This window comes from Actinoplanes sp. NPDC048967 (assembly GCF_040649415.1).
In the GTDB taxonomy this organism is placed as follows: domain Bacteria; phylum Actinomycetota; class Actinomycetes; order Mycobacteriales; family Micromonosporaceae; genus Actinoplanes.
The window spans coordinates 973815-998001 of the sequence record NZ_JBEZFL010000003.1; the positions used below are offsets into that span (position 1 = coordinate 973815).

Below are 24187 nucleotides of genomic sequence, written 5' to 3' on the forward strand. Positions count from 1 at the left end.
CGCGGGCAGCAATCACCCCAGGCGCTCGGCCAGCAGTGGTCCGAGGCGTTCCAGTGTCGCCGGGTCCAACAGTTCCGAGTGCGCCACCGGCAGCGAGTGCACCTCCATGCCACCCACCAACGGACGCCAGGACGGCGCAGCCGGGCCGGTGAACCCCTGCTCAGCCACAGTCGCCTCGACGAAGAACACCGACCCCCGATAAGCCGGATACTCCGCCGCAGCCATCAGCCGATCAGCGGCCAGATAGCTCTCCAACACCGACGCGATCTGCGAATCCGTCAACGCAGCCACGCTCCCCCCAACCGCACGCACAAAGCCCACCGCGTCAGCCAGAGACAGCCCGGGATCGCTGACTTCGTACCCCATCTCGGTGAGCAGGGCCGCGACCGTCGACGGCGCCTGGACCGTCTCCCGGCGCGCGTCCAGCATGCCGACGAATTCCACCTCGCGGCCGCGCGCGCTCAGCGCGGCCGCGACGCACAGCGCCAACGCCCCTCCGAACGACCAGCCCAGCAGCCGCACCGGTCCGTTCGGCTGCCGAGCCGTGATCAGCGAAGCGTGCGCCGCGGCCAGTTCCGTCAGCGACGACGGCAGCGTCCCGCCGGAGAGCAGCGGACTCTGCAACCCGATCAGCGGGATGTCCGCCGGCAGATACCTCTTCAACCCGGCGAACTGCCAGCTCAACCCGCTCGCCGGAGCCAGGCAGAACAGCGGCGGCCGGTCACCGCCCGCGTGCAGGGTCAGCACCGGATCAAGAGCGTCCCCGGGGGGTGCGTCGTCGGCCAGCAGTCGGGCCACCCCCGCGACGGTCGGCGCGGTGAAGAGCCGGGCCACCGGTACGTCCACAGCCGTCTCCCGGCGCAACGCAGTGGCGAGCCGAACCAGCAGCAGCGAGTGGGCCCCGAGCGCGAAGAAGTCGTCGTGGACGCCCACCTCGGGCACCCCGAGCACCTCCGCCACGATCCGGGCGACGGTGGCCTCGACCCGCGACCGTGGCGACGTACCGGCGGTAGTGACGGCGATGTCCGGCAGCGCGGCCCGGTCCACCTTGCCGTTCGGGGTCAGCGGCAGCGCGTCCAGCACGTGGCATACGGCCGGGACCATGTAGGCCGGCAGCGCGTCGTCCCACAGCCCGTCCGGCACCGTTCCGTTGGTCGTCGTCAGGTAGGCCACCAGCCGGTCGTTCCGGGCCACCACGACGGCCCGGGTCACGTCCGGGTGGGCCAGCGCGACCGCTTCGATCTCGCCCAGCTCGATCCGGAAGCCGCGCACCTTCACCTGGTGGTCGGTGCGGCCCAGGTAGCCGAGCCGGCCGCCGCGCAGCACGACCAGGTCGCCGGTGCGGTAGAGCCGTTGCCCGTCGTCGGTGGCCACGAAGCGGGCGGCGGTCAGCGCCGGCCGCCCCAGGTAGCCCCGGGTGACCTGGGCGCCGCCGAGGTAGAGCTCCCCCACCACGCCCGGCGGCACCGGCTGGAGCCGCTCGTCGAGCACGTGCACGGAGGTCCCGGGCAACGGGCGCCCGATGGTGCCGTCCCAGCTCGCGTCAACGTCGTCGCGGGTGGCCCAGACCGTGACCTCGGTCGGGCCGTAAAGGTTGACCACGGCCGCCGTCCGAGCGACCAGGTCCGCCGCCAGCGATACGGGCAGGGCCTCGCCGCCGACCAGCGCACGCACCCCGGACAGGTCCACATCGGACGACTCCAGCAATGCCGCCCACAGTGAGGGGGTCGCCTGCATCGTGGTGACGCGCTGCTCCCGCAGCAGCAGGGCCAGCAGCAGCGGGTCCCGGACCTGGGCCGGCGAGGCCAGCACGACGGTCCCGCCGGCGAGCAGCGGACCCATCAGCTCCAGCACGGAGATGTCGAAGGACAGCGTGGTGACCGCGAGCAGGCGGTCATCACCCCCCACCGGTACGGCGGCCAGGAACGTCGCCAGGTCCCGGTGGGTGACGACAACGCCCTTGGGCCGCCCGGTCGAGCCGGAGGTGTAGATGACGTACGCGGCGTGCTCCGGCCGGATCCGCACCGGCGGCGCCGCGGCGGGCACCGCCTCGGTCAGCTTGACGGTGGGCACACCGTCGAACACCGCGTCACCGATGACGGCGGCCGGCCGCGCGTCCTCGACCATGAAGGCCAGCCGGGCGGCCGGGAACGCCGGGTCGAGCGGCAGGTACGCGGCGCCGGCCTTGGCCACGCCGAGCACGGCGACGACCAGGTCGGCCGAGCGGGGCAGACTGATCCCGACGATGCTCTCCGGACCGATCCCCCGGGCCGCCAGCAGCGCCGCGACGGCGTCCGAGGCCCGGTCGAGCTCGGCATAGCTCCAGCTCATCCCGTCGGCAACGAGCGCCTCGCCCGCATGCCGGGAAAGCGCGGCGAACCACGGCCGGTCAGCCGCCGCAACGCCGACCAGACCTGCCGCACCCGGCGAGCGGCCCGCGGAGGCCGGCAGCAGACCGCCGTCCGGCGCGGCCGGACCCGCGAAGGCCGGCAACAGGCCGCCATCCAACGCGGCCGGACCCGCGAAGGCCGACAGGAGGCCGCCATCCGACGCGGGCGAAGCCCCGTCATCACCGGCCGGGGAATGCAGCGATCGCAGCTCCCGCCGGTCGTCGTCGGTCAGCAGGTCGGCCTCGGCGACCAGGAGCGCCGGGTCCGCGGCGAAAGCGTCCAGCAGCCGCACCAACCGGTCCAGCAACCGCCGGGCGGTCTCCGGCCGGAACCGCCCCGCGTCGTACTCGCAGGTGACCTCCACCCCGTCCGCGCCGCCGTCGATGAACGTGACGTTCAGGTCGACCTTGGGGTCGGCCGCCACCTCCGGGGCCGGCAGCACCGGCAGCCCGAGTACCTCGCCGCCGTCCGCCGGCCGGTGGAAGTAGCCGATCATCGCCTGGAACAGCGGGTTGCGCCCGGCCGCCCGTGGCGGGCCGACCAGCTCCACGACCTGCTGGAACGGCACCGCCGCGTGCTCGAACGCGGCCAGGTCGGTGGCGCGCACCCGGCGCAGCAGCTCGGCGAAGGTGGGCTCGCCGGACAGGTCGGCGCGCAGCACGACGGTGTTGACGAAGAAGCCGACCAGGTCGTCCAGGGCGGCGTCGCCGCGGCCGGAGGTGGGACTGCCGATCGGCACGTCGGTGCCCGCGCCGTGCCGGGAGAGCAGCGCGGCCAGGGTGGCGTGCAGGGCCATGAAGAGGCTGGCCGACTCGGCGCGGGCGATCTCCCGCAACGGGTCGATCAGCTCGGCGGGCAGGGTGGCGCGGACCAGACCGGCCGTCCGGCGGCCCGGCCTGCGCGGCGCGTCGGCGGGCAGGGTGATCTCGTCCGGCAGCCCGTCCAGCGCGGACCGCCAGAAGTCCAGCTGCGCCGGATCGTCCACGAGGGACAGTGCGTAGTCGGCGTACTGCACCGGCAGCGGGGTGAAGGCGGGTGCCCGGCCGGCGAGGCGGGCGAGGTAGGCGGTGCTCAGGTCACCCAGCAGGGGTCCGTCGGACCACTCGTCCATCGCGATGTGGTGCAGCACCAGCGCCAGCACCGAGCTGTCGCCCTCGTCCACGACCGCGGCCCGGATCGGCAGGTCCGCGGCCAGGTCGAAGGGGCGGGCGACCAGCTCGGCCACCGGCACACCGGTCAGCACCGGCAGGCTCGCCGGTGGCTCGGTGATGTGCTGGGCCGAGCCGGAGATCAGCGTGCGCAGCACCTCGTGCCGGGCCACCACGTCGGCCAGGGCCAGCGACAGCGCCTCCATGTCGATCCGGCCGGCCAGGCGCAGCACCAGCGGATAGTTGTAGGCGCTGGAACCGGGGTCGATCTGGTCGAGCAGCCAGAGCCGCTGCTGCGCCGGGGACAGCGGCAGCACGTCCGGCCGGGTCCGGGCGGCCAGGGCGGCCCGCGCCGGGCCCGCGGTGGCCCGGGCCAGGCGTTCGGGGGTACGGGCATCGAACAGCACCCGCAGCGACAGGTCCCCACCCAGCTCGGCCCGGATCCGGCCGAGCAGCCGCAGCGCGGTCAGCGAGTGCCCGCCCGCGTCGAAGAAGTCTTCCTCGACCCCGAACGACGGCAGGTCCAGCACCTCGGCGAAGAGTTCGCACAGCCGGCGCTCCCGGTCGTCGGCGGGCGGCCGGGATTCGGTGGTGACCGGGGCGGGTGCGGGCAGCGCGGCGGCGTCGAGTTTGCCGTTGACGGTCAACGGCAGCACCTCCACGACGGCGTACAGGGACGGGACCATGTAGGACGGCAGGCGCTCGGCCAGAGCGGCCTTCACCTCGGCCGGGGTGGCCGGGCCGACCAGGTAGGCGTGCAGCGCCCCGTCGCGGGCCAGCACCGCGGACTGCCGGACGCCGGGCACCGCCGAGACGGCCGTCTCCACCTCGCCCAGTTCGATGCGGTAGCCGCGGATCTTCACCTGGTCGTCGGTGCGGCCGAGGAAGTCCAGGTTGCCGTCCGGGCGTTCGCGGACCAGGTCGCCGGTGCGGTAGAGGCGGGTGCCGTCCGGTCCGGCGACGAAGCGGGACGCGGTCAGGCCCGGCTGGTTCAGGTAGCCGCGGGCCAGACCGGCGCCGGCGATGTAGAGCTCGCCCGCTACGCCGGGCGGGACCGGCCGCAGCCAGGCGTCGAGGACGTGGCCGGTGGTGTTCCAGATCGGCTTCCCGACGGTGGCGGTGACGCTGTCCGCCGTACCCCCGCCCAGGGTGTTGATCGTGTATTCGGTCGGGCCGTAGAGGTTGTAGCCGGCCACGCCCCCGGTGTCGCGCAGGACCGCCCAGAGCTTCTCGGAGACGGCCTCACCGCCGAGCAGCACCAGGCACGGCCGGTGGTCGCCGTCGAGCAGCCCCTCGTCCAGCAGCGCCTGCGCGTACGTCGGGGTCAGGTTGACCACGTCGACCCGGTGGGCCGCGCAGTAGGCGACCAGGGCCCGGCCGTCGCGGCGCAGTTCCTCGTCGGCGACGTGCACGTGGTGGCCCTCGACCAGCCAGAGCAGTTCCTCCCAGGACATGTCGAAGGAGAAGCTGACCGTGTGCGCGATGGTCAGCACCCGGTCACCGGCCGCGGCCACGGTCGGCGCGAAGATCGCCTCGCGGTGGTTGAGCTGCATGTTCGTCAGCCCCCGGTACGGCGTCACGACCCCCTTCGGCCGCCCGGTGGATCCGGAGGTGTAGATGACGTACGCGGGCCGGTCCAGCCGTCCGGGCGTACCCGGGGCGAAGTCGGCCCGCCACGGCTCGCCGACCTCCTCGTACAGCCCAGCCAGCGACTCCAGCACGACCAGCGGCCGGGCGTCGTCGATCATGTCCTGGCGCCGCTCGGCCGGCAGGTCCAGATCCAGCGGCAGGTACGCGGCCCCGGCGCGCAGCACCGCGAACAGCGCCACCACCATGTCGATGCCACGCGGCAGAGCGAGCCCGACGATCGTCTCCGGGCCGGCGCCCAGCGATCGCAGTCCCCGGGCCACGGCACTGACCCGCCCGTCCAGCTCGGCATAGCTGAGCGTCACGCCGTCGTGGGTCAGCGCGGCCCGGGCCGGGGTGTTCGCGGCCTGCTCGGCGAGCATCTCCGCGATGGTCAGGTCGGGGATCTCCGCGCTGTGGCCGAGCAGGGCCGGCGCCCCGGACAGCGGCACGGCGGCCACCGGCGCGTCGGCGTCCAGGGTGTGCAGCACCTCGGCGAACCGGTCGAGCAGGGACCGGGCGTCGGCCTCGGCGACCACGTCGGAGCGGTACTCCAGGCGGACCCGCAGCTGCCGTCCCGGGGTGACCACCCAGGTCAGCGGGTAGTGGGTGGCGTCCACGGCTTCGACGCCGACGATGCCGTGCTCGGTCTCGAGGTCGGTGAAGGTGTCGTCGTTGAGGAAGTTCTGCAGCACGTACAGGCTGTCGAAGAGGTCGCCGCGACCGGCCGCGCGCTGGATCTCGCCCAGGCCGAGATACTCGTGGGCCATCAGCTCGATCCGCTCGGCCTGCACCCGTCGCAGCACGTCGCGCACCGCCTCGGTGGCCGACAGGGTCACCCGCTGCGGGACGGTGTTGAGGAAGACGCCGACCACCTCGTCGATGCCGTCCAGCTCGGTGGGCCGCCCGGCGACGGTGATGCCGAAGGTGGCCTCGGCGCGTCCGGACGCGTGGCTCAGCACCATTCCGAGGGCGGTGCTCAGCACGGTGTTGAGGGTGACCCCGGCCGACCGGGCCTGCTCGGTGAGCCGGGCCGTCTGGGCCTCGGTGAGCGGCAAGGCCAGGCTGGTGGCCAGAACCGGGCGGGTGCCGGCGGCGGCCGGGTGGAGGATCGTCGGCTCGCCGAGCGCGTCCGCCCACGCGCGCGCCGACGCCTCGGTGTCCTGCCGGGTCAGCCAGTCGAGATAGTCGGCGAAGCTCGCCCGCTCCGGCGCGATCGGGCGGCCGGCATAGGCCCCGAACAGGTCGCGCAGCACCAGCTCGCGCGACCAGCCGTCCCAGAGCAGCAGGTGGTAGGTGAAGAGCAGCCGGTCGCGGCCGCCGGGCCGCCGCACGACGGTGAGCCGGGCCAGCGGCGGCTTCGCGAGGTCGAAGGGGCGCGCCCGGTCGGCCGCCATGATCTCGTCGAGTCCGGCCTCGTCGGTTTCGACGACCTCGACGACCGCGGGCACCTCGGTGCCGAGGATCGCCACCGCTTGGTCGCGGCCCTCGTCGGTGAAGCCCAACCGGGTCGCCGGATGGGCCGCCAGCACCGCCGCGAAGGCCCGTTCGAGCGCGGGCACGTCGAACCGGTACCCGACGTCGAAGGCGTTCTGCGCGATGTACACGTCCGCGTCACCGGCCAGCTTGGCCTGGAAGAAGAGCCCGTCCTGCAACGGCGAGAGCGGCCACTGCTGCTCGGCCGGAGCCAGCGCCGCCGCCCAGCCGTCCGCGATGGCCCGGGTGGCGTCCAGCCCCAGCCCTTCATCCGCATAGGTCAGCACCGCGTGCAGCTCCCGGCCGCGGATCCAGACGTTCACTTCCAACAGGTACGGCGTGACCCCGTCGAGTCCCACCCTGATGTCCTCGTCCGCGGGCGAGAAGTCCGTGGTGTCCTCGGTGAAGCGTCCCAGGTAGTTGAAGAGCACCTGCGGGGTGCCGAGCCGGGCCAGGGCCGAGGCCGATCGCGGATTGAGGTAGCGCAGCAGGCCGAAGCCCAGCCCGTCGCCGGTCGGCAGCGCGGGCAGACGAACCGGGGAGACGGAGGTGAACCAGCCGACCGTGCGGGACAGGTCCGCGTCGCCGATCGGTTCCCGTCCATGCCGTTCGAGGTCGACCACCAGGTCGTCCTGGGTGCCCCGCCACCGGTTGACCGCAGCGTGCAGGGTGGTGAGCAGCGTCGCGGTGACGTCGCCGGTGAGGTGCTCCGCCGGGATGCGGATCTCGTGGTCGCGGCTCGGCCCTCCGGGCAGGGCGGTGGGCACGAGCTCGCCACCGGGCGCGAGCACACTCTGCCAATGCGGGAACTCGGCCAGCCGGGACGCGCTGCCGGCCTCCTCGGTGAGCAGCCGGGCGAAGGTCCGCAGCGAGGTGCCGACCGGTTCGAGGGCGCGTCCCTCGTAGGCCTGGCGGAGGTCCTCGGTGAGGATGTGCCACGAGACGCCGTCCACGACCAGGTGGTGGGCGACGAGCAGCAGGCGGCCCTGCCGGTCCGGCCCGGCGTCGAAGAAGACTGCTTCCAGCACGCGGCCGGCGTCCGGGTCGAGCCGGGCGACGGCGGCTTCGGCCTCCCGCTGGATGGTGTCGAGACCTTCCACAGTGGTCAGCACGACCTGGCCGGTCGGGGTGATCTCCTGGGACCAGAGCATCGGGGCCGGGCGGCTCAGCCGCAACCGCAGGGCGTCGTGGCGTTCGACCAGGGCGTCCAGCGCTTGCTGCAGTCGGGCCGCGGTCGCGCCGGGTGGGGTGCGGATCAGGTCGGACTGGTGCACGCGGCTGACATCGCCGCCCAGCTCGGCCAGCCGGTGCACGATCGGCAGCAGCGCCACCTCACCGACGCCGTCGCTCGGCGCGGCCACCGGAGCGGGCTTCGCGTCGGTGGCGGCGAGCGCGGCAGGGGTGCGCTTGACGAACACGTCGCGCGGAGAGATCCGTACGCCGCTGCGCTTGGCCCGGTTGACCAGCTGGATGGCGACGATGCTGTCCCCACCGAGGGCGAAGAAGTCACCGTCGGCCGGCACCGGCACGCCGAGCACCTCGGCGAACAGCTCCCGCAGCGTGGTGACCGCGGGCGACTCGTCGGTGGCGGCCGGCACTGCCCGGGTCTCGGCGGCCGGGGCCGGCAGGGCCGCGCGGTCGAGCTTGCCGTTGACGGTCAGCGGCAGCGCGTCCAGCGTCACGAACGCCGCCGGGACCATGTAGTCGGGCAGGGTCGTGGCGAGGTGCGCGCGGATCGCGTCGGCGTCGGGCCGGGTGCCGGCGCGGGCGACCAGATAGGCGACCAGCCGGCCGTCCCGCACGATCACGGTCGCGTCGGAGACGCCACCGAGCGCCAGCAGCGCCGAGATGATCTCGCCCAGCTCGATCCGGTAGCCGCGGATCTTCACCTGGTGGTCGGAGCGGCCCAGGTAGACCAGCTCGCCGTCGTCCCAGCGGGCCAGGTCACCGGAGCGGTAGAGCCGGCCCGGCCCGAACGGGTTGGCCACGAACCGGGACGCGGTCAGCGCCGGCCGGTCCAGGTAGCCGCGGGCGAGCTGGTCACCGGCCACGTACATCTCGCCGGTCACGCCCTCGGGCACCGGCTGCAGATAGGCGTCCAGGACATACACGGTCAGGCCGGGCAGGGCGGTGCCGATGACGCTGGGCCGGCTCACGTCGTCCGGGTGCAGGGCGCGGAACGAGACGTGCACGGTGGTCTCGGTGATGCCGTACATGTTGATCAGTTGCGGGGTGGTGTTGCGGGCGTACCAGGCGGTGAGCCGGGACAGGTCCAGTGCCTCGCCGCCGAAGACGACGTAGCGCAGCGGCAACCGGTCGGGCTCGGCCGCGTCCGCCTCGATCAGCGGGTAGAACGCGGACGGTGTCTGGTTGAGGACGGTGACGCCCTCGGCGCGCAACAGGGTCCGGAAGCGCTGCGGGTCACGGGCCACGTCGTGCGGGACGACGACCAGCCGGCCACCGTACAGCAGCGGGCCCCACAGCTCCCAGACCGAGAAGTCGAAGGCGTACGAGTGGAACATCGTCCACACGTCGTCCGGGCCGAAGCTGTAGTGCCGCTCGGCCGCGGCGAACAGCGCCAGCACGTCGCGGTGGGTCACCACGACACCCTTGGGTCTGCCGGTCGAGCCGGAGGTGTAGATGACGTACGCCGCGTTCGCGCTGCTCAGGGCCACCTGCGGCCGGGTGTCCGGGCGGCCCGGGGCGTCGACCGGCACACCGCCGTCACCGATCAGGCAGACCGGTGCCGCGTCGCCCAGGATGTACTCCTGGCGGGCGGCCGGGGCGCCCAGGTCCACCGGCACGTAGCAGCCGCCGGCCTTGATGACGGCGAGCAGCGCCACGATCAGGTCGGCACCGCGCGGCAGGGCGACGGCGACCCGGGACTCCGGGCCCACGCCGTGGGCGATCAACTCGTGGGCCAGCCGGTTCGAGCGGGCCTCCAGCTCGGCGTAGGTCAGAGTGCTGTCGCCGGCGGTCACCGCGACGGCGTCCGGACGGTCCAGGCACAGATCGAGGGTGGTGTCGCGGACCTCGAGGGTCTCGCCGCCGGTGGCCGTCGCGCCCAGGTCCAGGGTGGACACCGGCCGGTCGAGCCCGTCGGCGAACTGGTCCAGGATGCGGTGCACCAGACCGGCCAGCCGTTCGGCGGCCGCCGCCCCGATCGCGGCGTCGTACTTGACCTCCAGCGTCAGGTCGTCACCGGGGAAGGCGACCAGCGACACCGGGTAGTGCGGTGAGTCCGTACCGGTGAAGCCGCGCACACCGAGGCCCTCGGCGTCGCCGCCCTCGACGGCCGGGAAGTTCTCCACCACCACCATCGAGTCGAACAGCTCCCGCACCCCGGCCAGCCGGTTGAGCTCGGCCAGGCCGACCTGCTGCACGTCCAGCACGTCGGTCTGCTGCTCCTGGAGCCGGCGCAGCACGTCACCCAGCGGCTCGTCCGGACGCCAGCCCATCGGCACCGGCACGGTGTTGATGAGCAGCCCGACGATGGTCTCCACGCCGCTGAGGTCACCGCCGCGGCCGGAGACCGTGGAGCCGAAGACCACGCGATCACGGCCGAGCAGCCGGCCGAGCAGCAGACCCCAGGCGCCGTGCACCAGCGTGCTGACCGTGACGCCGTTGGCCCGGGCGACCTCGGCAAGCTCGCGGCTGCGGGCGAAGACGGCGAAGGCGCTGTCGTGGTGCGACACCGTGGTGACGTCCGGGTACAGGGCGGTCGGCTCCACGCCGGCCAGCGCGGTGCTCCAGGCGGTGCGGGCGGCCTCGCGGTCGCGGGTGACGACGGACTCCACGTGGTCGCGGAAGGTCGCGGCCGGGGTGGGCAGCTCCCGTCCGTGGTACGCCGCCACCACGTCCGAGAACACCAGCGGGTACGACCAGCCGTCGGCCAGGATGTGGTGCATCGTCTCGATCAGCCGGTGCTCGGTGGCGCTGAGCGAGACCAGCGCGTACCGCAGCACCGGCGCCTGGGCCAGGTCGAACGGCTGGGCCAGCTCGGCCGCGGCGATCTCGGCGAGGCGCTCGGGGCCGTCCGCGCCGTACTCGCGCCACGGCACCTGCACGTCGGCCGCGATGACCTGCACGACCCGCCCGTCGCGCAGCTCGCGGAACGAGGCCCGCAGCGCGTCGTGGCGGCGGACGGCGGCCTCGACCGCACGGCGCAGGCGGGCCGGGTCGACCGCGCCGGTCAGCTCGGCGATCTGCTGCACCGCGTACGTGTCCACCTCGGCGGTCACCGAGTGGAAGTACATGCCCTCCTGCAACGGCAGCAGCGGCAGCACGTCGGCGGCGTCGGCGAACGCGTCCACGTCGTCCTGGGTCAGCGTGACCAGCGGGAAGTCCGACGGCGTGTGCCCGCTGAGGTCGGCCGCGGCCAGCTCACGCAGCGCGGCCATCCATTGCTCGCCCAGGGCGACGACCCGGTCCTCGCCGAGGATGCCGGCCGGCCAGAACAGCGTCGCGGTGAACACGTCGCCGGTGGCGTGCGCGTTGATCTCCAGCGGCATCGCCGGGTTGGCCGGGTCGACCCCCTCGCGCAACGGCGCGGCAGGACTCCAGTCGCCACCGCCCTCGGCGCCGAAGCGGCCCAGGTAGTTGAAAAGGATCTGCGGCGCCGGGCCGAAGTCCTCGTCGTGCAGCCAGCGCAGGTGGCCGTACCCGATGCCGTCGGCCGGCACCGCCCGCAGCTGCTCCTTGATCGCTCGGACCGCGGCGGCCACGTCGCCGTCCGGGCCGGGGTCGAGCCGCACCGGGTGGATGGCGGTGAACCAGCCGACCGTGCGGGACAGGTCCTCCTCGCCGGTACGGCCGTGGCCCTCCAGGCTGACCAGCACCGGCGCGTTCCGGCCGCGCCAGCGGTTGACCGCGACGGCGAGACCGGTGAGCAGCACGTCGTTGACGCCGCCGTACATGGCGGCCGGGACGGTCGACAGCAGCGGGACGGTCACGTCGGCCGGCAGGCTGACCGTGATCGAGCGGACCGTGGCGGCGGTGTCGACGGCCGGGTCCACGGGCCGGTCACCCAGGCCCGGGCCCGGGTCGGCCAGGGTCGCGCGCCAGAAGCCGGCCTGCTTCGAGTAGTCGGCCCCGGTGGCGGCGAAGGTGCGGAACGACGTACCGACCTCGTCCAGCGCGACCGGGCGGCCGGCGCGGACATCGGCCCAGGCGCGGGCCAGGTCGCCGGTGATGATCCGCCAGGAGACGCCGTCGATCACCAGGTGGTGGATCACCAGCGTCAGCTTTCGGCCGGTCCGGACCGCTTGCAGCATGATCCCGCGAGCGGGGTCCAGCCGCCGGATCGCCTCGTCCTCGTCGGGGGCGAACAGGTCGGCGGCCCGCAGACCGGGCGGCGGCACGTGCAGGGTGCCGTCGAACGTGGCCCGGAGCAGGTCGTGCCGGTCCAGCAGCGCCTGCAGGATGGTCTCCAGCTGCGCGCGGGTCAGCGCGGCCGGGGTGTGCCAGGCCATCGACTGGTAGAAGTGGCTCAGCGGGGTCGCCGACTTCACCGTCTCGGCCAGCATCGGGGTCAGCGCGATGTCGCCCAGGCCGCTGTCGGTGCCGACCTCCACGGTCGTCGCGGGCAGCGCGGCGGCGAGCGCCTGCACGGTACGGCGGCGGAACACATCCCGCGGCGTGACGTGCAGCCCCGCCTTGCGGGCCCGGCCGGCGACCGCGATCGAGGAGATGCTGTCCCCGCCGATGGCGAAGAAGTCGTCGTCGATGCCGACCTGTGGCAGGCCCAGCACGTCCGCGTAGATGCCGCAGAGCAGGCTTTCCCGCTTGTCGCGCGGGCCCCGGGCGTCCGACAGGACCGGGGCGCCCGGGGGCAGCGCGGCGGTGTCGAGCTTGCCGTTGACGGTCAGCGGCAGGGCGGCCACGACGGCGTACAGCGACGGGACCATGTAGGACGGCAGGCGTTCGGTGAGCGCGGCCCGGACCTCGGCCGGCTCGACCGGGCCGACGAGGTAGGCGACCAGCTTGCCGTCGCGGGCCAGCACGGCGGCCTGGCGGACGCCCGGCACGGCGGCGACCGCGCTCTCCACGTCACCCAGTTCGATGCGGTAGCCGCGGATCTTCACCTGGTCGTCGGTGCGGCCGAGGAAGTCCAGGTTGCCGTCCGGGCGTTCGCGGACCAGGTCGCCGGTGCGGTAGAGGCGGGTGCCGTCCGGCCCGGCGACGAAGCGGGCGGCGGTCAGGCCGGGCGCGTGCAGGTAGCCGCGGGCCAGGCCGGCGCCGGCGATGTACAGCTCGCCGGCCACGCCGGGCGGGACGGGACGCAGCCAGTTGTCCAGCACGTGGCCGTGGGTGTTGAGGATGGGCCGGCCGACGGTGGGGGTGGGGCTGTCGGCCGTACCGGCGCCCAGGGTGTTGATCGTGTATTCGGTGGGGCCGTACAGGTTGTAGCCGGTCGGGCCGTCGGGGTCGCTGAGCCGGGACCAGACCGCCTCGGTGACGGCCTCGCCGCCCAGCAGCACCAGCCACATCCGGTGCCCGTCGAGCAGGCCCTCGGCGAAGAGGTGGTGCGCGTACGTCGGGGTCACGTTGATGACGCCGATCCCACGCGAGTGGCAGTACGCGACCAGCGCCGTCGCGTCCCGCCGCAGCTCCTCGTCGCAGACGTGCACCTCGTGCCCCTCGACCAGCCAGAGCAGCTCCTCCCAGGACATGTCGAAGGAGAAGCTGACCGTGTGCGCGATCCGCAGCCGCTCGACGCCGGCCGCCCGGGCCCGCGCCACGGTCGGGTCGAAGATCTCGGCCCGGTGGTTGAGCTGCATGTTCGTCAGCCCCCGGTACGGCGTGACGACACCCTTGGGCTTGCCGGTGGAGCCCGAGGTGTAGATGACGTACGCCGGCCGGTCGAGCCGGTCGCCGGTGAAGTCCGGGTGGGTCACCGGCCCCTCGTCGCGGGCCAGGCCGTCGAGCGAGGTCAGCACCAGCAACGGCCGGGCGTCGTCGATCATCTGCCGGCGCCGCTCGGCCGGCAGGTCCAGATCCAGCGGCAGGTACGCCGCCCCGGCCCGCAGCACGGCGAACAGCGCGACGACCATGTCCACGCCGCGCGGCAGGGCCAGCGCGACGATCTGCTCCGGCCCGGCTCCCCGGGCGACCAGCCCGCGGGCGACGGCGTCGATCCGGGCTTCCAGCTCGGCGTAGGTGAGCTGCTGCTCCCTGGCCACGAGGGCAACCGCCGCCGGGGTGCGCCGGGCTTGCGTGGCCAGCATCTCCGCGATGGTGATGTCCGGAATGTCCGCGTCGCGCCCTCGCGACGGGGAGGCCGCGAACGGCATCGCGCCGGCCGCGACGTCCAGGTCGTCGGCCAGCGTCCTGAGCACGGTGATCAGCGAGTCCACCATGGACCGGGCGGTGACCTCGGTGATGACGTCGGGGCGGTACTCCAGCTTGATCCGCAGGTTCGCGCCCGGCGTGAGCACCCAGGTCAGCGGGTAGTGCGTGGTGTCGGTGTACTCGACGTCGACGATGCCCTGGGCGGCCTCCAGGTCGGCGAAGGTGTCGTCGGCCAGGAAGTTCTGCAGCACGTACAGGGTGTCGAAGAGCTGCTCGTGACCGGCCGCGCGCTGGATGTCGCCGAGCCCGAGGTACTCGTGCGGGGCCAGGTCGAGCCGGTCCTGCTGAGCCCGGCGGGCCAGCTCGACGACCGGCGTGCCACCGGTGGCGGTGACCCGGGCGGGCACGGTGTTGAGGAACAGCCCGATGACGTTCTCGATGCCGGGCAGATCGGTCGGGCGGCCGGCGACGGTGGTGCCGAAGGTGACGTCGCCCCGGCCGGTGCGGTGGCCCAGCACCAGGCCCAGGGCGGCTGTCAGCACCGAGTTCAGCGTGACGCCGGCCCGGCGGGCCTGCTCGTTGAGCCGGGTGGTGACGCCGGTGGGCAGCGCGGCCAGGACCCGGTCGGAGAGCATCGGTTCGCGTCCGACGGCCTCCGGCACGACGATGGTCGGCTCTCCCAGTGCCGACTTCCAGGCGGCGGCCGAGGCGGCGGTGTCCCGCGTGGCGATCCAGGTCAGGTAGTCGGTGAAGCCGGGGCCGTCGAGCGGCAGGGCCCCGCGGGTGCCGCGCGAGTCGTACAGGGCGAACAGCTCACGCAGCACCAGCTCGCGCGACCAGCCGTCCCAGAGCAGGAAGTGGCAGGTCAGCAGCAGCCGGTCGGTGCCGTCGGGCTTGCGTACGACGGTGAGCCGGACCAGCGGGGGCGCGGTCAGGTCGAACGGGCGCTCCCGGTCCTCAGCGGCGATCAGCTCGGGGTCGCCGTCGAGCACCGTGACGACCGCGGGCACGCTCGGGCTGACGGTCTGCATGGGGCGGGGGTCACCGGTGAAAGCGACCCGCAGCGTCGGGTGCCGGTCGAGCAGCGCGGCGAAGGCCAGCTCGAGGGCCGGCACGTCGATGCGCCGGTCCAGGTCGAACACGTTCTGGGCGAGGTAGGTGCTGGCGCCGTCGGAGAACGTGGCCTGGTAGTAGACGCCCTGCTGCAGCGGCGAGAGCTCCCAGACCTCGGCGGCCGCCGCGCTGTCCGGCTCGGCGACCGGTTCCTCGCCGGTGGCGGCGATCGCGGCGGCGGTCCGGGTGCGGAAGATGTCCTGGGTGGTGAGCACGATCCCGTCCCGGGCGAGCAGGTTGACCAGGCGGATGGCCGAGATGCTGTCCCCGCCCGCGGCGAAGAAGTCGTCGTGCACGCCGACGGAGTCGACGCCGAGAACGCTCGCCAGGCGCTCGCAGACCAGGGCCTCGCGCGGTGTGCGCGGCGGGGCGGCCACGGTGGCGGCCGGGTCGGGCAGCGCGCGCCTGTCCCGCTTGCCGTTGGGCAGCAGCGGTACGGCGTCCAGCACGGTCACCGTCGCGGGCACGAGATACGCCGGCAGCTCCTCCCGCAACGTGGCGAGCAGTCCCCGCGGGTCGAGGTCCTCGCCGACCACGTAGGCATGCAGGCTCCTACGGTTGCGGGCGACCGCTACCGCCTCGCGGACCCCGAGGCGGCGCAGCAGGGCCGCCTCCACCTCGGCCAGCTCCACCCGGTGCCCGTTGACCTTGACCTGGTCGTCGTTGCGCCCCAGGAACTCCACCGCGTCGCCCAGCCAGCGGCCCAGGTCGCCGGTGCGGTAGAGCCGCTCGCCGGGCGTGAACGGGTCGGCCACGAACCGGGCCGCCGTCGCACCGCCCTGGCCCCGGTAGCCCCGGGCCAGTTGGACACCACCGACGTACAGCTCACCGACAGCGCCCGGGGCGACCGGTTCGAGGGCGGCGTCGAGCAGGTGGATCCGTACCCCGGGCACGGGCCGGCCCAGGGTGACCGGCTCCCCCGGAGTGACCACCCCGGCCAGCACGTCGCCGGTGTTCTCCGAGGCGCCGTAGGAGTTGACGACCGTGGCCCCGGGCGAGGCCGCCACCAGCGCGGCGACGGTGTCCGCGGTCAGGGCCTCACCGCTGGTGATCCACCGGCCCAGCCCGCGGACCTGGTCCGGGGCGGTCTCGGCCAGCGCGGCGGCCAGGCTCGGCACGGCGAGCAGCTGGGTCGCGCCGGACTCGGCGACGAGCCGGGCCAGGGCCGTGCCGTCGGCCGCCGCGGTCTCGTCCGCGACGACGACGGTGGCCCCGGCGACCAGTCCGCCGAGCAGTTCGGTGGTGCCGTCGATGAAGCTCATCGAGCTCTTGGCCACCCGCACCTCGCCGTCCCAGGCGTCGCGGGCCCAGGCCAGCCGGTTGGCCAGGCCGGCGTGGGTGCCGACGACAGCCTTGGGCCGGCCGGTGGAGCCGGAGGTGTAGACCACGGACGCGGCGTCGTTCCCGTCCGGCGTCACCGCCGGTGCGGCACCCCGAGCGGTCCGGACCCGGACGGTCGGCAGCTCGTGCGGAGGTAACGTCCGCGCGCTCGGGTCGTCAGCGAGCACGCAGACCGGTGCCGCGTCCTCGAGCATGAACTCGATGCGGGCGGCCGGATAGCCCGGATCCACCGGCAGGTACGCGGCCCCGGCGCGCAGCACGCCGAGCAGCGCGACCGGCAACTCGGCCGTGCGCCGGGTGGCGACCGCCACCACGTCGCCGCGGCGGACCCCGGCCGCGTGCAGGGCGCCGGCCACCTCGCCCGCGCGGGACCACAGCTCGGCGTAGGTGAGCTCCACCGCGCCGGCCCGCACGGCGGTCCGGGTGGGATCGACAGCCGCGATCATGTCCGGCACGGTTGCCGTGACCGGCGCGGGAGCTCCCGTCCCGAGAGCCAGCGCGGCGGCCCGCTGCTCGGCCGACAGCAGATCGAGGGTGGCGACCGGGCGGGAGGCGTCGGCGGCGATCGCGGTCAGCACGCGGACGTACTGCGCCAGCAGCAGCTCGGCGGTCTCCGGGGCGAGCCGGTGGGTCAGGTCGACGGCGATGGTGTCGCCGGGCTTGACCATCAGCGTCACCGGATAGTGCGGCGCCTCGATCACGCGCATCCCGGCGATCCGCAGGTCACCGCCTTCCGGTGCGGCAGCGGCCGGGTAGTTCTCGACCACGACCAGGGTGTCGAACAGCTCGGGCAGGCCCAGGCGGCGCTGGACGTCGGCCAGTGCGGTCTGCTCGTGCTCGACCACCTCGCGCTGGGCCGCCGCGAAGCCGCGCAGCACGTCGGCCAGGCTGTCGGCGCCGGTCCAGCGGACCCGGGCGGGCACGGTGTTGATGAGCAGGCCGGCGATCGCGTCGATGCCGGGCAGCTCGACGCCGCGGCCGGACACCGTCGAGCCGAACACCACGTCGGTGCGGCCGGTCACCCGGCCGACGAGCACACCCCAGGCGGCGGCGAGGACGTTGCTGACGGTGATCCCGTACGCGCGGGCGACCGCCTGCACACCGGCACCGTCGACGGTCGCGGAGAGGCGGGCGGCGGGGGCGTCGGCGCCGGGAGCCAGCAGGGTCGGCTCGTCCACGCCGTCGAGCAGGCGTGCGAAGGCCCCGGGGTCGCCGGTGCCGCGGTGGGCCAGGAAGTCGCGGTAGGCGGGGGCGGGCGGCCGGGACTGCCCGGCGTACAGGGCGAGCAGGTCGTTGAGGATCAGCGGGACGGACCAGCCGTCGGCCACGATGTGGTGCACGGTCTGCACCAGCACGTGCCGGTCGGCGGCCAGCCGGACCAGGGCGTACCGCATGCCGGGCGGACGGGCCAGGTCGAACGGCTCAGCCCGCTCCGCGGCGGCCACGGTGTCGACGTCATCGGTGACGACCAGCCGCCACGGCAGCTCGGGGCGGGAGCCGACAACGGCTACCACGTCGCCGTCGCCGACCGGGCGGAACGCGGCGCCCAGGTTCGGGTACCGGTCGAAGAGCTCCCCGGCGGCGCGGCGCAGCCGTTCCCCGTCCAGCGGCCCGTCCAGCTCGATGAGCTGCTGCACCACGTACGGGTCGGCGCCCGGCGAGTAGGTGGCGTGGAAGAACAGCCCGGTCTGCAGCGGGGTCAGCGGCAGCACGTCGGTGACCTCGGCGCCGAGCGCGTCGACATCGGACTGGGTCAGATCCACCAGCGGGAAATCCGACGGGGTGGGCCCGGTGACGGCCGGATCAGCGGCGATGGCGGTCAGCAGCTCGACCCAGCGGGCGGCGAGCTCCTCGACCCGCTCCCGGGAGAGCACACCGGTGGCCCAGCTGAACGTGGCGGACAGCTCGGTGTCGACGGTGACGGCGTTGACCTCCAGCGCCCGGGGCAGCGGCATGCGCGGGTCCCGCCGCTCGACGACGTCCCAATCCAGCCGGCCGAGGTAGTTGAAGAGCACCTGCGGCTGCACGGCCAGCTCCGGCCGGGGACCCAGGTAGCGCAGGGCACCGTAGGAGAGACCGTTGGCCGGCACCGCGCGCAACTGCTCCTTGACCGCCTTCACCGCGGCGGCCACAGACAGCCCGGTCACGTCCAGCCGGACCGGGAAGAGCGTGGTGAACCAGCCGAAGGTGCGGGACAGGTCCAGGTCCACGGCGTCCTCCTCGCGGCCGTGGCCCTCCAGCTCCACCAGCATCGGCGCGTCCGGGGACAACGCCAGCACCAGGGCCGCCACCAGGACGTCGTTGACGCCGCCGCGGATCGCCGCGGGCACCGGGCCGAGCAGGGTCTCGGTCACTCCCGACGGCAGAGTGACGGTCAGCGTCTCCTCGGTGGCCACGGTGTCCCGGGCCGGGTCCAGCGCCCGGCTGCCGAGCAGCGGCACCGGCTCGGCCGCGACCGCCGCCCAGTACGCCTCATCAGCGCTGAAGTCCGCCGCGGACAGTGCGGTCGCCCACTGCCGGTACGCGGTCGGCGCGGGCGCGATCGGCAGCCCGGTCCGCAGATCCTCGGCCAGGACGCGCAGCGAGACCCCGTCCACGACGACGTGGTGCACAGCCACGATCAGCTGCCGGGCCTGTTCGTCGAAGGAGAAGGCCACCATCCGGTCGGTGCTCAGGCGGGCGGCGGTGGCGTCCAGGTCCTCGCCGATCCGGACGACGTCGCGAGCGGTGACCGACCCGACCGGGGCGACGGTGAGCACCGCGCCGTCGAGCGAGGCGCGCAGCACGTCATGCGCGGCGAGCAGCCCGTCCACCAGTTCGTGCAGCTCCGGCCGCGTCAGGCCCTCCGGGGTGCGCAGCGTGACGGCCTGGAAGAAGCCGTCGGTCGCCGAACCCACCTCGTCCAGCCAGGCGACGATCGGCGTCGGCGGGACCGGCCCGGTCGGATCCACCGTGGTGGTCCCGGGCTCGGCGGTGGACGCGACGACCAGGGCCAGCGCGGCGGGCGTGGGGTTGGCGAACAGGTCGCGGGCGCGCAGCGTGAAGCCGGCCCGGCGAGCCGCGCGGACAGCCCCGATGGCCACGATGCTGTCCCCGCCGAGGGCGAAGAAGTCGTCCTCGGCCCCGACGGTGTCCAGGCCCAGCACGGAGGCGAAGACCTCGCAGAGAGCGGCCTCGGTGGGCGTGCGCGGCGCCCGCGAGGCCGGTCCGGCCAGTACGGGTGCCGGCAGCGCGCGCCGGTCCACCTTGCCGTTGGGAGTCAGCGGGAACGCGTCCAGCAGCACGAACGCGGACGGGACCATGTACTCCGGGAGCCGATCCGCGCACCAGCCGCGCAGCTCGTCCGGGCTGATGGTGGTGGTCGTGACGGCGTACCCGATCAGCTGCCGGTCGGGCACGACCACGACGGCCTGGCGCACCGCCGGGTGGGTCGCGACGACCGCCTCGACCTCCTCCAGCTCCAGCCGCATGCCGCGGATCTTGACCTGGTTGTCGGCCCGGCCGACGAACTCCAGGGTGCCGTCGGCGTGCCAGCGGGCCAGGTCGCCGGTGCGGTACATCCGCTCCCCGGCCGGGCCGAACGGGTTGGCGACGAACCGGGCGCCGGTCAGCGCGGGCGCGTTGACGTAACCGCGGCCCAGCAGGAAACCGGCGGCGTAGAGCTCGCCGGTGACGCCGGCGCCGACCGGGTTCAGCTCGTCGTCGAGCACGTAGAGCTGGGTGTGCGGGTTGGGCCGGCCGATCGAGGTGGCGATCCGCTCGGCCGAGTCGCGGTAGATCACGTGCGAGACGCCGATGGTCGCCTCGGCCGGCCCGTAGCCGTGGTAGAGCGTGGTGCTGAGCTGGGCGCGGAACCGGTCGAACAGCTCCGGGGTGAGCACCTCGCCGCCGCACCAGACGTGTTTGAGGCCGTCCAGCAGGTGGGTGCCGCGGGCCAGCTGCAGCAGCACGTCCAGCATGGACGAGACCAGATAGACGAAGGTCACACCCTCGGCGGCGATCAGGTCGAGCAGGTATTGCGGGTCCCGTTCGCCGCCGGGCTCGGCCACCACCACGTAACCGCCGGAGACCAGCGGGAGCAGGATCTCGTTGACGCTGATGTCGAAGGACAGCGGCGCCTTGAACAGCGAGGCGTCGCCCGGCCCGAAGTGCAGCACGTGCTCGACCTGCCAGCGCAGCCGCTCGGCGATGGCCTCGTGCCGGATCATCGCGCCCTTCGGCGTGCCGGTCGAGCCGGAGGTGAAGATGACGTAGGCCAGCTGCCCCGGCGCCACCGGGATCTCCGGGTCCTCGGCCACCCCCGGCGGCAGCTCGGTCAGCACGAGCGCGGCCCGGGCCTCGGCCAGCACCTGCTCGCGGCGCTGGGCGGGCCAGGCCGGGTCGACGGGCACGAACGCGCCGCCGGCGGCCATGACACCGAGGACGGCGATGACCATGTCGGCGGAACGCGGCATCCCGATGCCGACCACGTCCTCGGCCCGGACGCCCCGCTCGCGCAGGTGCCGCGCAACCGCGTGGACCCGGCCGCTGAGCTCCCGGTAGGTGAGCCTGGTCTCCCCGGCCACCAGGGCCAGGGCATCGGGGGTACGCCGGGCCTGCGCGGCGAAGTCAGCGACCGCGGTCGAGGTGGTCGCCGGCCGCGTGTGGTTGTTCCACCGCGCGAGAAGCTCCTCGACACCCTGCAGCCCTGCCGTCATCTGATCTCGCCCTCCGATGTGGACGCCCTGCCGGGCGCGCGTCACCGACGCGAGATTAGGTTAGCCTAACCTCTGGCTTCGGTGGTCCGGGGCCGGGTGACGCCGGCGACCAGCAGGTCCAGCAGGGCGGCGAAGGGAATGCCGGCCCGCTGCCAGATCTGCGGGAACTGCGACTCGGCCGTCATCCCCGGGAACGTGTTGACCTCGTTGACCACCGGCTCACCGGTTCCGCCGGCCGGCAGGAAGAAGTCGACGCGCAACAGACCGCGGCAGCCGAGCGCCCGGAACGCCTGCACAGCACGTTCCTGCAGCAGCTTCGTGGTCGCGGCGTCGAGGGCGGCGGGGATCTCGAACGCGGCGCCACCCCGGTACTTGGCGTCGTAGTCGAAGAAGGTCCGTTCCGTCACCGTGATCTCCAGCGGCGGGCCGGCCTCGACCCGGCCGCCGGGATGCTCCAGGACGGCCACGTCGATCTCCCGCCCGGTGATCGCCCGCTCGACCAGGACCTTGTCGTCGAAGCCGCGGGCCAGGCGCACGGCGGCCGGGAGCTGCTCCCAGTCGCGGACCTTCGTGACGCCGAGGCTGGACCCGGCCCGGGCCGGCTTGACGAAGACCGGGAGTCCGAGCCGGCGCTGCTCGGACAGCGGGAGGTCGTCGCCCTCCATCGTCACGCTCTCGGCCACGCGCATCCCGTCCGCGGCGAGCAGCTTCTTCGTGACGATCTTGTCCATGCCCGCGGCGCCGGCGAAGACCCCGTTGCCGACGTACGGCACCCCCAGCCACTCCAGCAGGGCCTGGAGCCGGCCGTCCTCGCCGTACGCGCCGTGCAGGGCCGGGAACACCACGTCCTGATCGCGCATGACCCGCAGCGCCTCGGGCAGAGCCACGGGCCGGCCGCCGACCCGCCATTGCCCGTCCTGCTCGATGAGGACCTCGGTGACCTCGTACCGGCCGGGGTCGAGGTGGGCCAGGATGCTCGCCGCCGAGCCGCGGGACACCGCGTGTTCGCCGTTGCGGCCGCCGTAGACCAGTGCCATCCGGGTTCTCACAATGCTGCTGCCTCTCCGTACCGGTAGGTCCGTCTCACCCGGGCGCCGATGCCCGTCAAGATCTCGTGGGGGCTGGTGCCGGCCCAGCGGGCCCAGTCCGCGACGGTCGGCGCGGTGCCGGCGGGATGGTCACCGGGGCCGAGGACGGTCACCGGATCCCCGATCGCGACGGGCAGCTCACCGGCGTCGACCACGCACTGGTCCATGGCGATGCGTCCGACGACCGGGCACCGGCGGCCGTGCAGCCACACCTCGGCCCGGCCCTGCGCCGCGCGGGGCAGGCCGTCCGCGAACCCCAGGGGAAGCAGCGCGAGGGTCGTCGGGCGACCGGTGACGTGGTCCGGCCCGTACGAGACGCCGGTGCCGCGGCCGACCCGCTTGACGTTGACCACGCGCGATCGCAGCGTCAGCGCCGGACGCAGGCCGGGTGGGCCGGTGCCGAGCGGATCGATCCCGTAGAGGGCGATCCCGATCCGGCACAGGTCGTAGCGGGCGGCGGGTGCGGTGAGCGCCGCCGCGGAGTTGGCCAGATGGGTCAGCTCGGGATCGAGGCCGGCCGCGCGGGCGACCCGTAACGCTTCGTCGAAGGCCGAGACCTGCCGGGCGACGCTCACCGAGCCCGGCGTCTCGGCGTCAGCCAGGTGCGACCACACGCCCCGGACCCGCAGGCTGCCCTCCCGCTCGTACTTACGGGCCCAGCCCACCAGCTCGGGCCAGTCGTGCCCCGCGGCCCCGTTGCGGGAAAGTCCGGTGTCGGCCTTGAGCTGGACCACCGCCCGGGCGCCGAGCCGCCGGCCGAGCGCAGCCACCGCGTGCAGATGCGGCACGGTGGATACGCCGAGGTCGACGCGGGCGGCGATCGGCCGGCCGAAGTCCTCGTCCGGGGCGTGCAGCCAACTCAGGATCGGCGCGGTGAGCCCGGCGGAACGCAGCGACAGCGCCTCGGCCGAGGAGGTCACGCCCAGCCAGCCGGCGCCCGCCGCGATCGCGGCGCGCGCGACCGCGATCGCGCCGTGCCCGAAACCGTCGGCCTTCACCACCGCCATCAGGTCCGTGCGGGCGACGGCTGCCACGGTACGGACATTGCCCGCGACCGCCGCCAGGTCGACGACGGCCTCACCGAGGAAACTCATCGCCGGCGCCACCGCACCGCGAGCCCGACCAGCACGACGCCCACCAGCGCGGCGAGAGCGCTCAGGCCGTAACCGGCGAGGTGGCGGTCGCCGCCGCGGGTCGTCCCGGCTATCCAGTCGGCGAGATTGTCGGTCCGCGCGCTGAAGTCCGGCCCCGGGTGAGGGCACCGGGGCCCGCCGCTGACCACGGCCACCAGGACCGCGGCCCCGTCCCGCGGCTGCCGGAAGTACGGCCCGCCGGAGTCGTGCGGGCACGGGCTGGTGTCCGCGCGCGGCGCCTTGCCGGAGGTCTCGATCAGCGAGTCGCTCGTCCGGCCGACGACGAACTGCCCGGTCTGCAGCCGTTGCGCCGGCTCGGAGCCGTCACCGGCGGTCAGGCCGTACCCGGTGAGCCGGACGACCTCGCCCACCGTGGGCGGCGCGGTGCCGACCCGCAGCGGGGTGATGTCGGTGACCGCCGGGTCGATCTCCGCCAGCGCCACGTCGGCGCCCTCAGCCTGGCGTACGGCGACGACCTCGGCCTCGTGCCCCTCCCCGCTGCTCAGATCCGCGCGCCCGATGGTGGCGGTGGTGCGGTCGGCCACGGTCCGGCTCACCCGGCGCCCGTCCGCCGTACGGAAGCAGTGCCCCGCGGTGATCACCCACCGGGGCGCGACCAGAGCACCGGAGCAGGAGCTGTCCCGGGTGCCGGGGCCGTCGGTGGGCAGGCCGGCCATGGTCAGCAACACCGTGAACGGATAGGCACCGGCGTCCACATCCTCGCCGTACGCGATGGCGGACGCCGGCTGTGCGCTCACCGGCGCGGCGGTCAGCGCCACGATGATCAGGACCACGGTGAGACATCGACGGACAGATCTCATGGGATGCCATGCTGCGTACGCGCCCGTCCGGAGGACGTCAGCACGGTCCTTATGGAATCTTTAT

Annotated in this window: 4 protein-coding genes; all 4 read right to left on the reverse strand. The window is 73.9% G+C overall.

Features of this window, described 5'->3' with window-relative positions; all coding sequences use genetic code 11:
- Positions 1-12: 12 nt before the first annotated feature.
- Positions 13-21081, reverse strand: coding sequence for an amino acid adenylation domain-containing protein (locus tag AB0C12_RS17240; RefSeq protein ID WP_360548856.1), 21069 nt, complete (start codon positions 21079-21081; stop codon positions 13-15).
- A gap of 65 nt (positions 21082-21146) precedes the next feature.
- Positions 21147-22130: a D-alanine--D-alanine ligase family protein gene (locus tag AB0C12_RS17245; RefSeq protein WP_360548858.1), complete on the reverse strand. Its 984-nt coding sequence runs from the start codon at positions 22128-22130 to the stop codon at positions 21147-21149.
- Entirely contained in the window at positions 22127-23263 is a 1137-nt protein-coding gene (alr, locus tag AB0C12_RS17250; protein ID WP_360548860.1) for an alanine racemase, read from the reverse strand. Before alr ends, AB0C12_RS17245 begins: the two co-directional genes overlap by 4 nt.
- Positions 23260-24123: a trypsin-like serine protease gene (locus tag AB0C12_RS17255; protein ID WP_360548862.1), complete on the reverse strand. Its 864-nt coding sequence runs from the start codon at positions 24121-24123 to the stop codon at positions 23260-23262. Before AB0C12_RS17255 ends, alr begins: the two co-directional genes overlap by 4 nt.
- Positions 24124-24187: the final 64 nt, after the last annotated feature.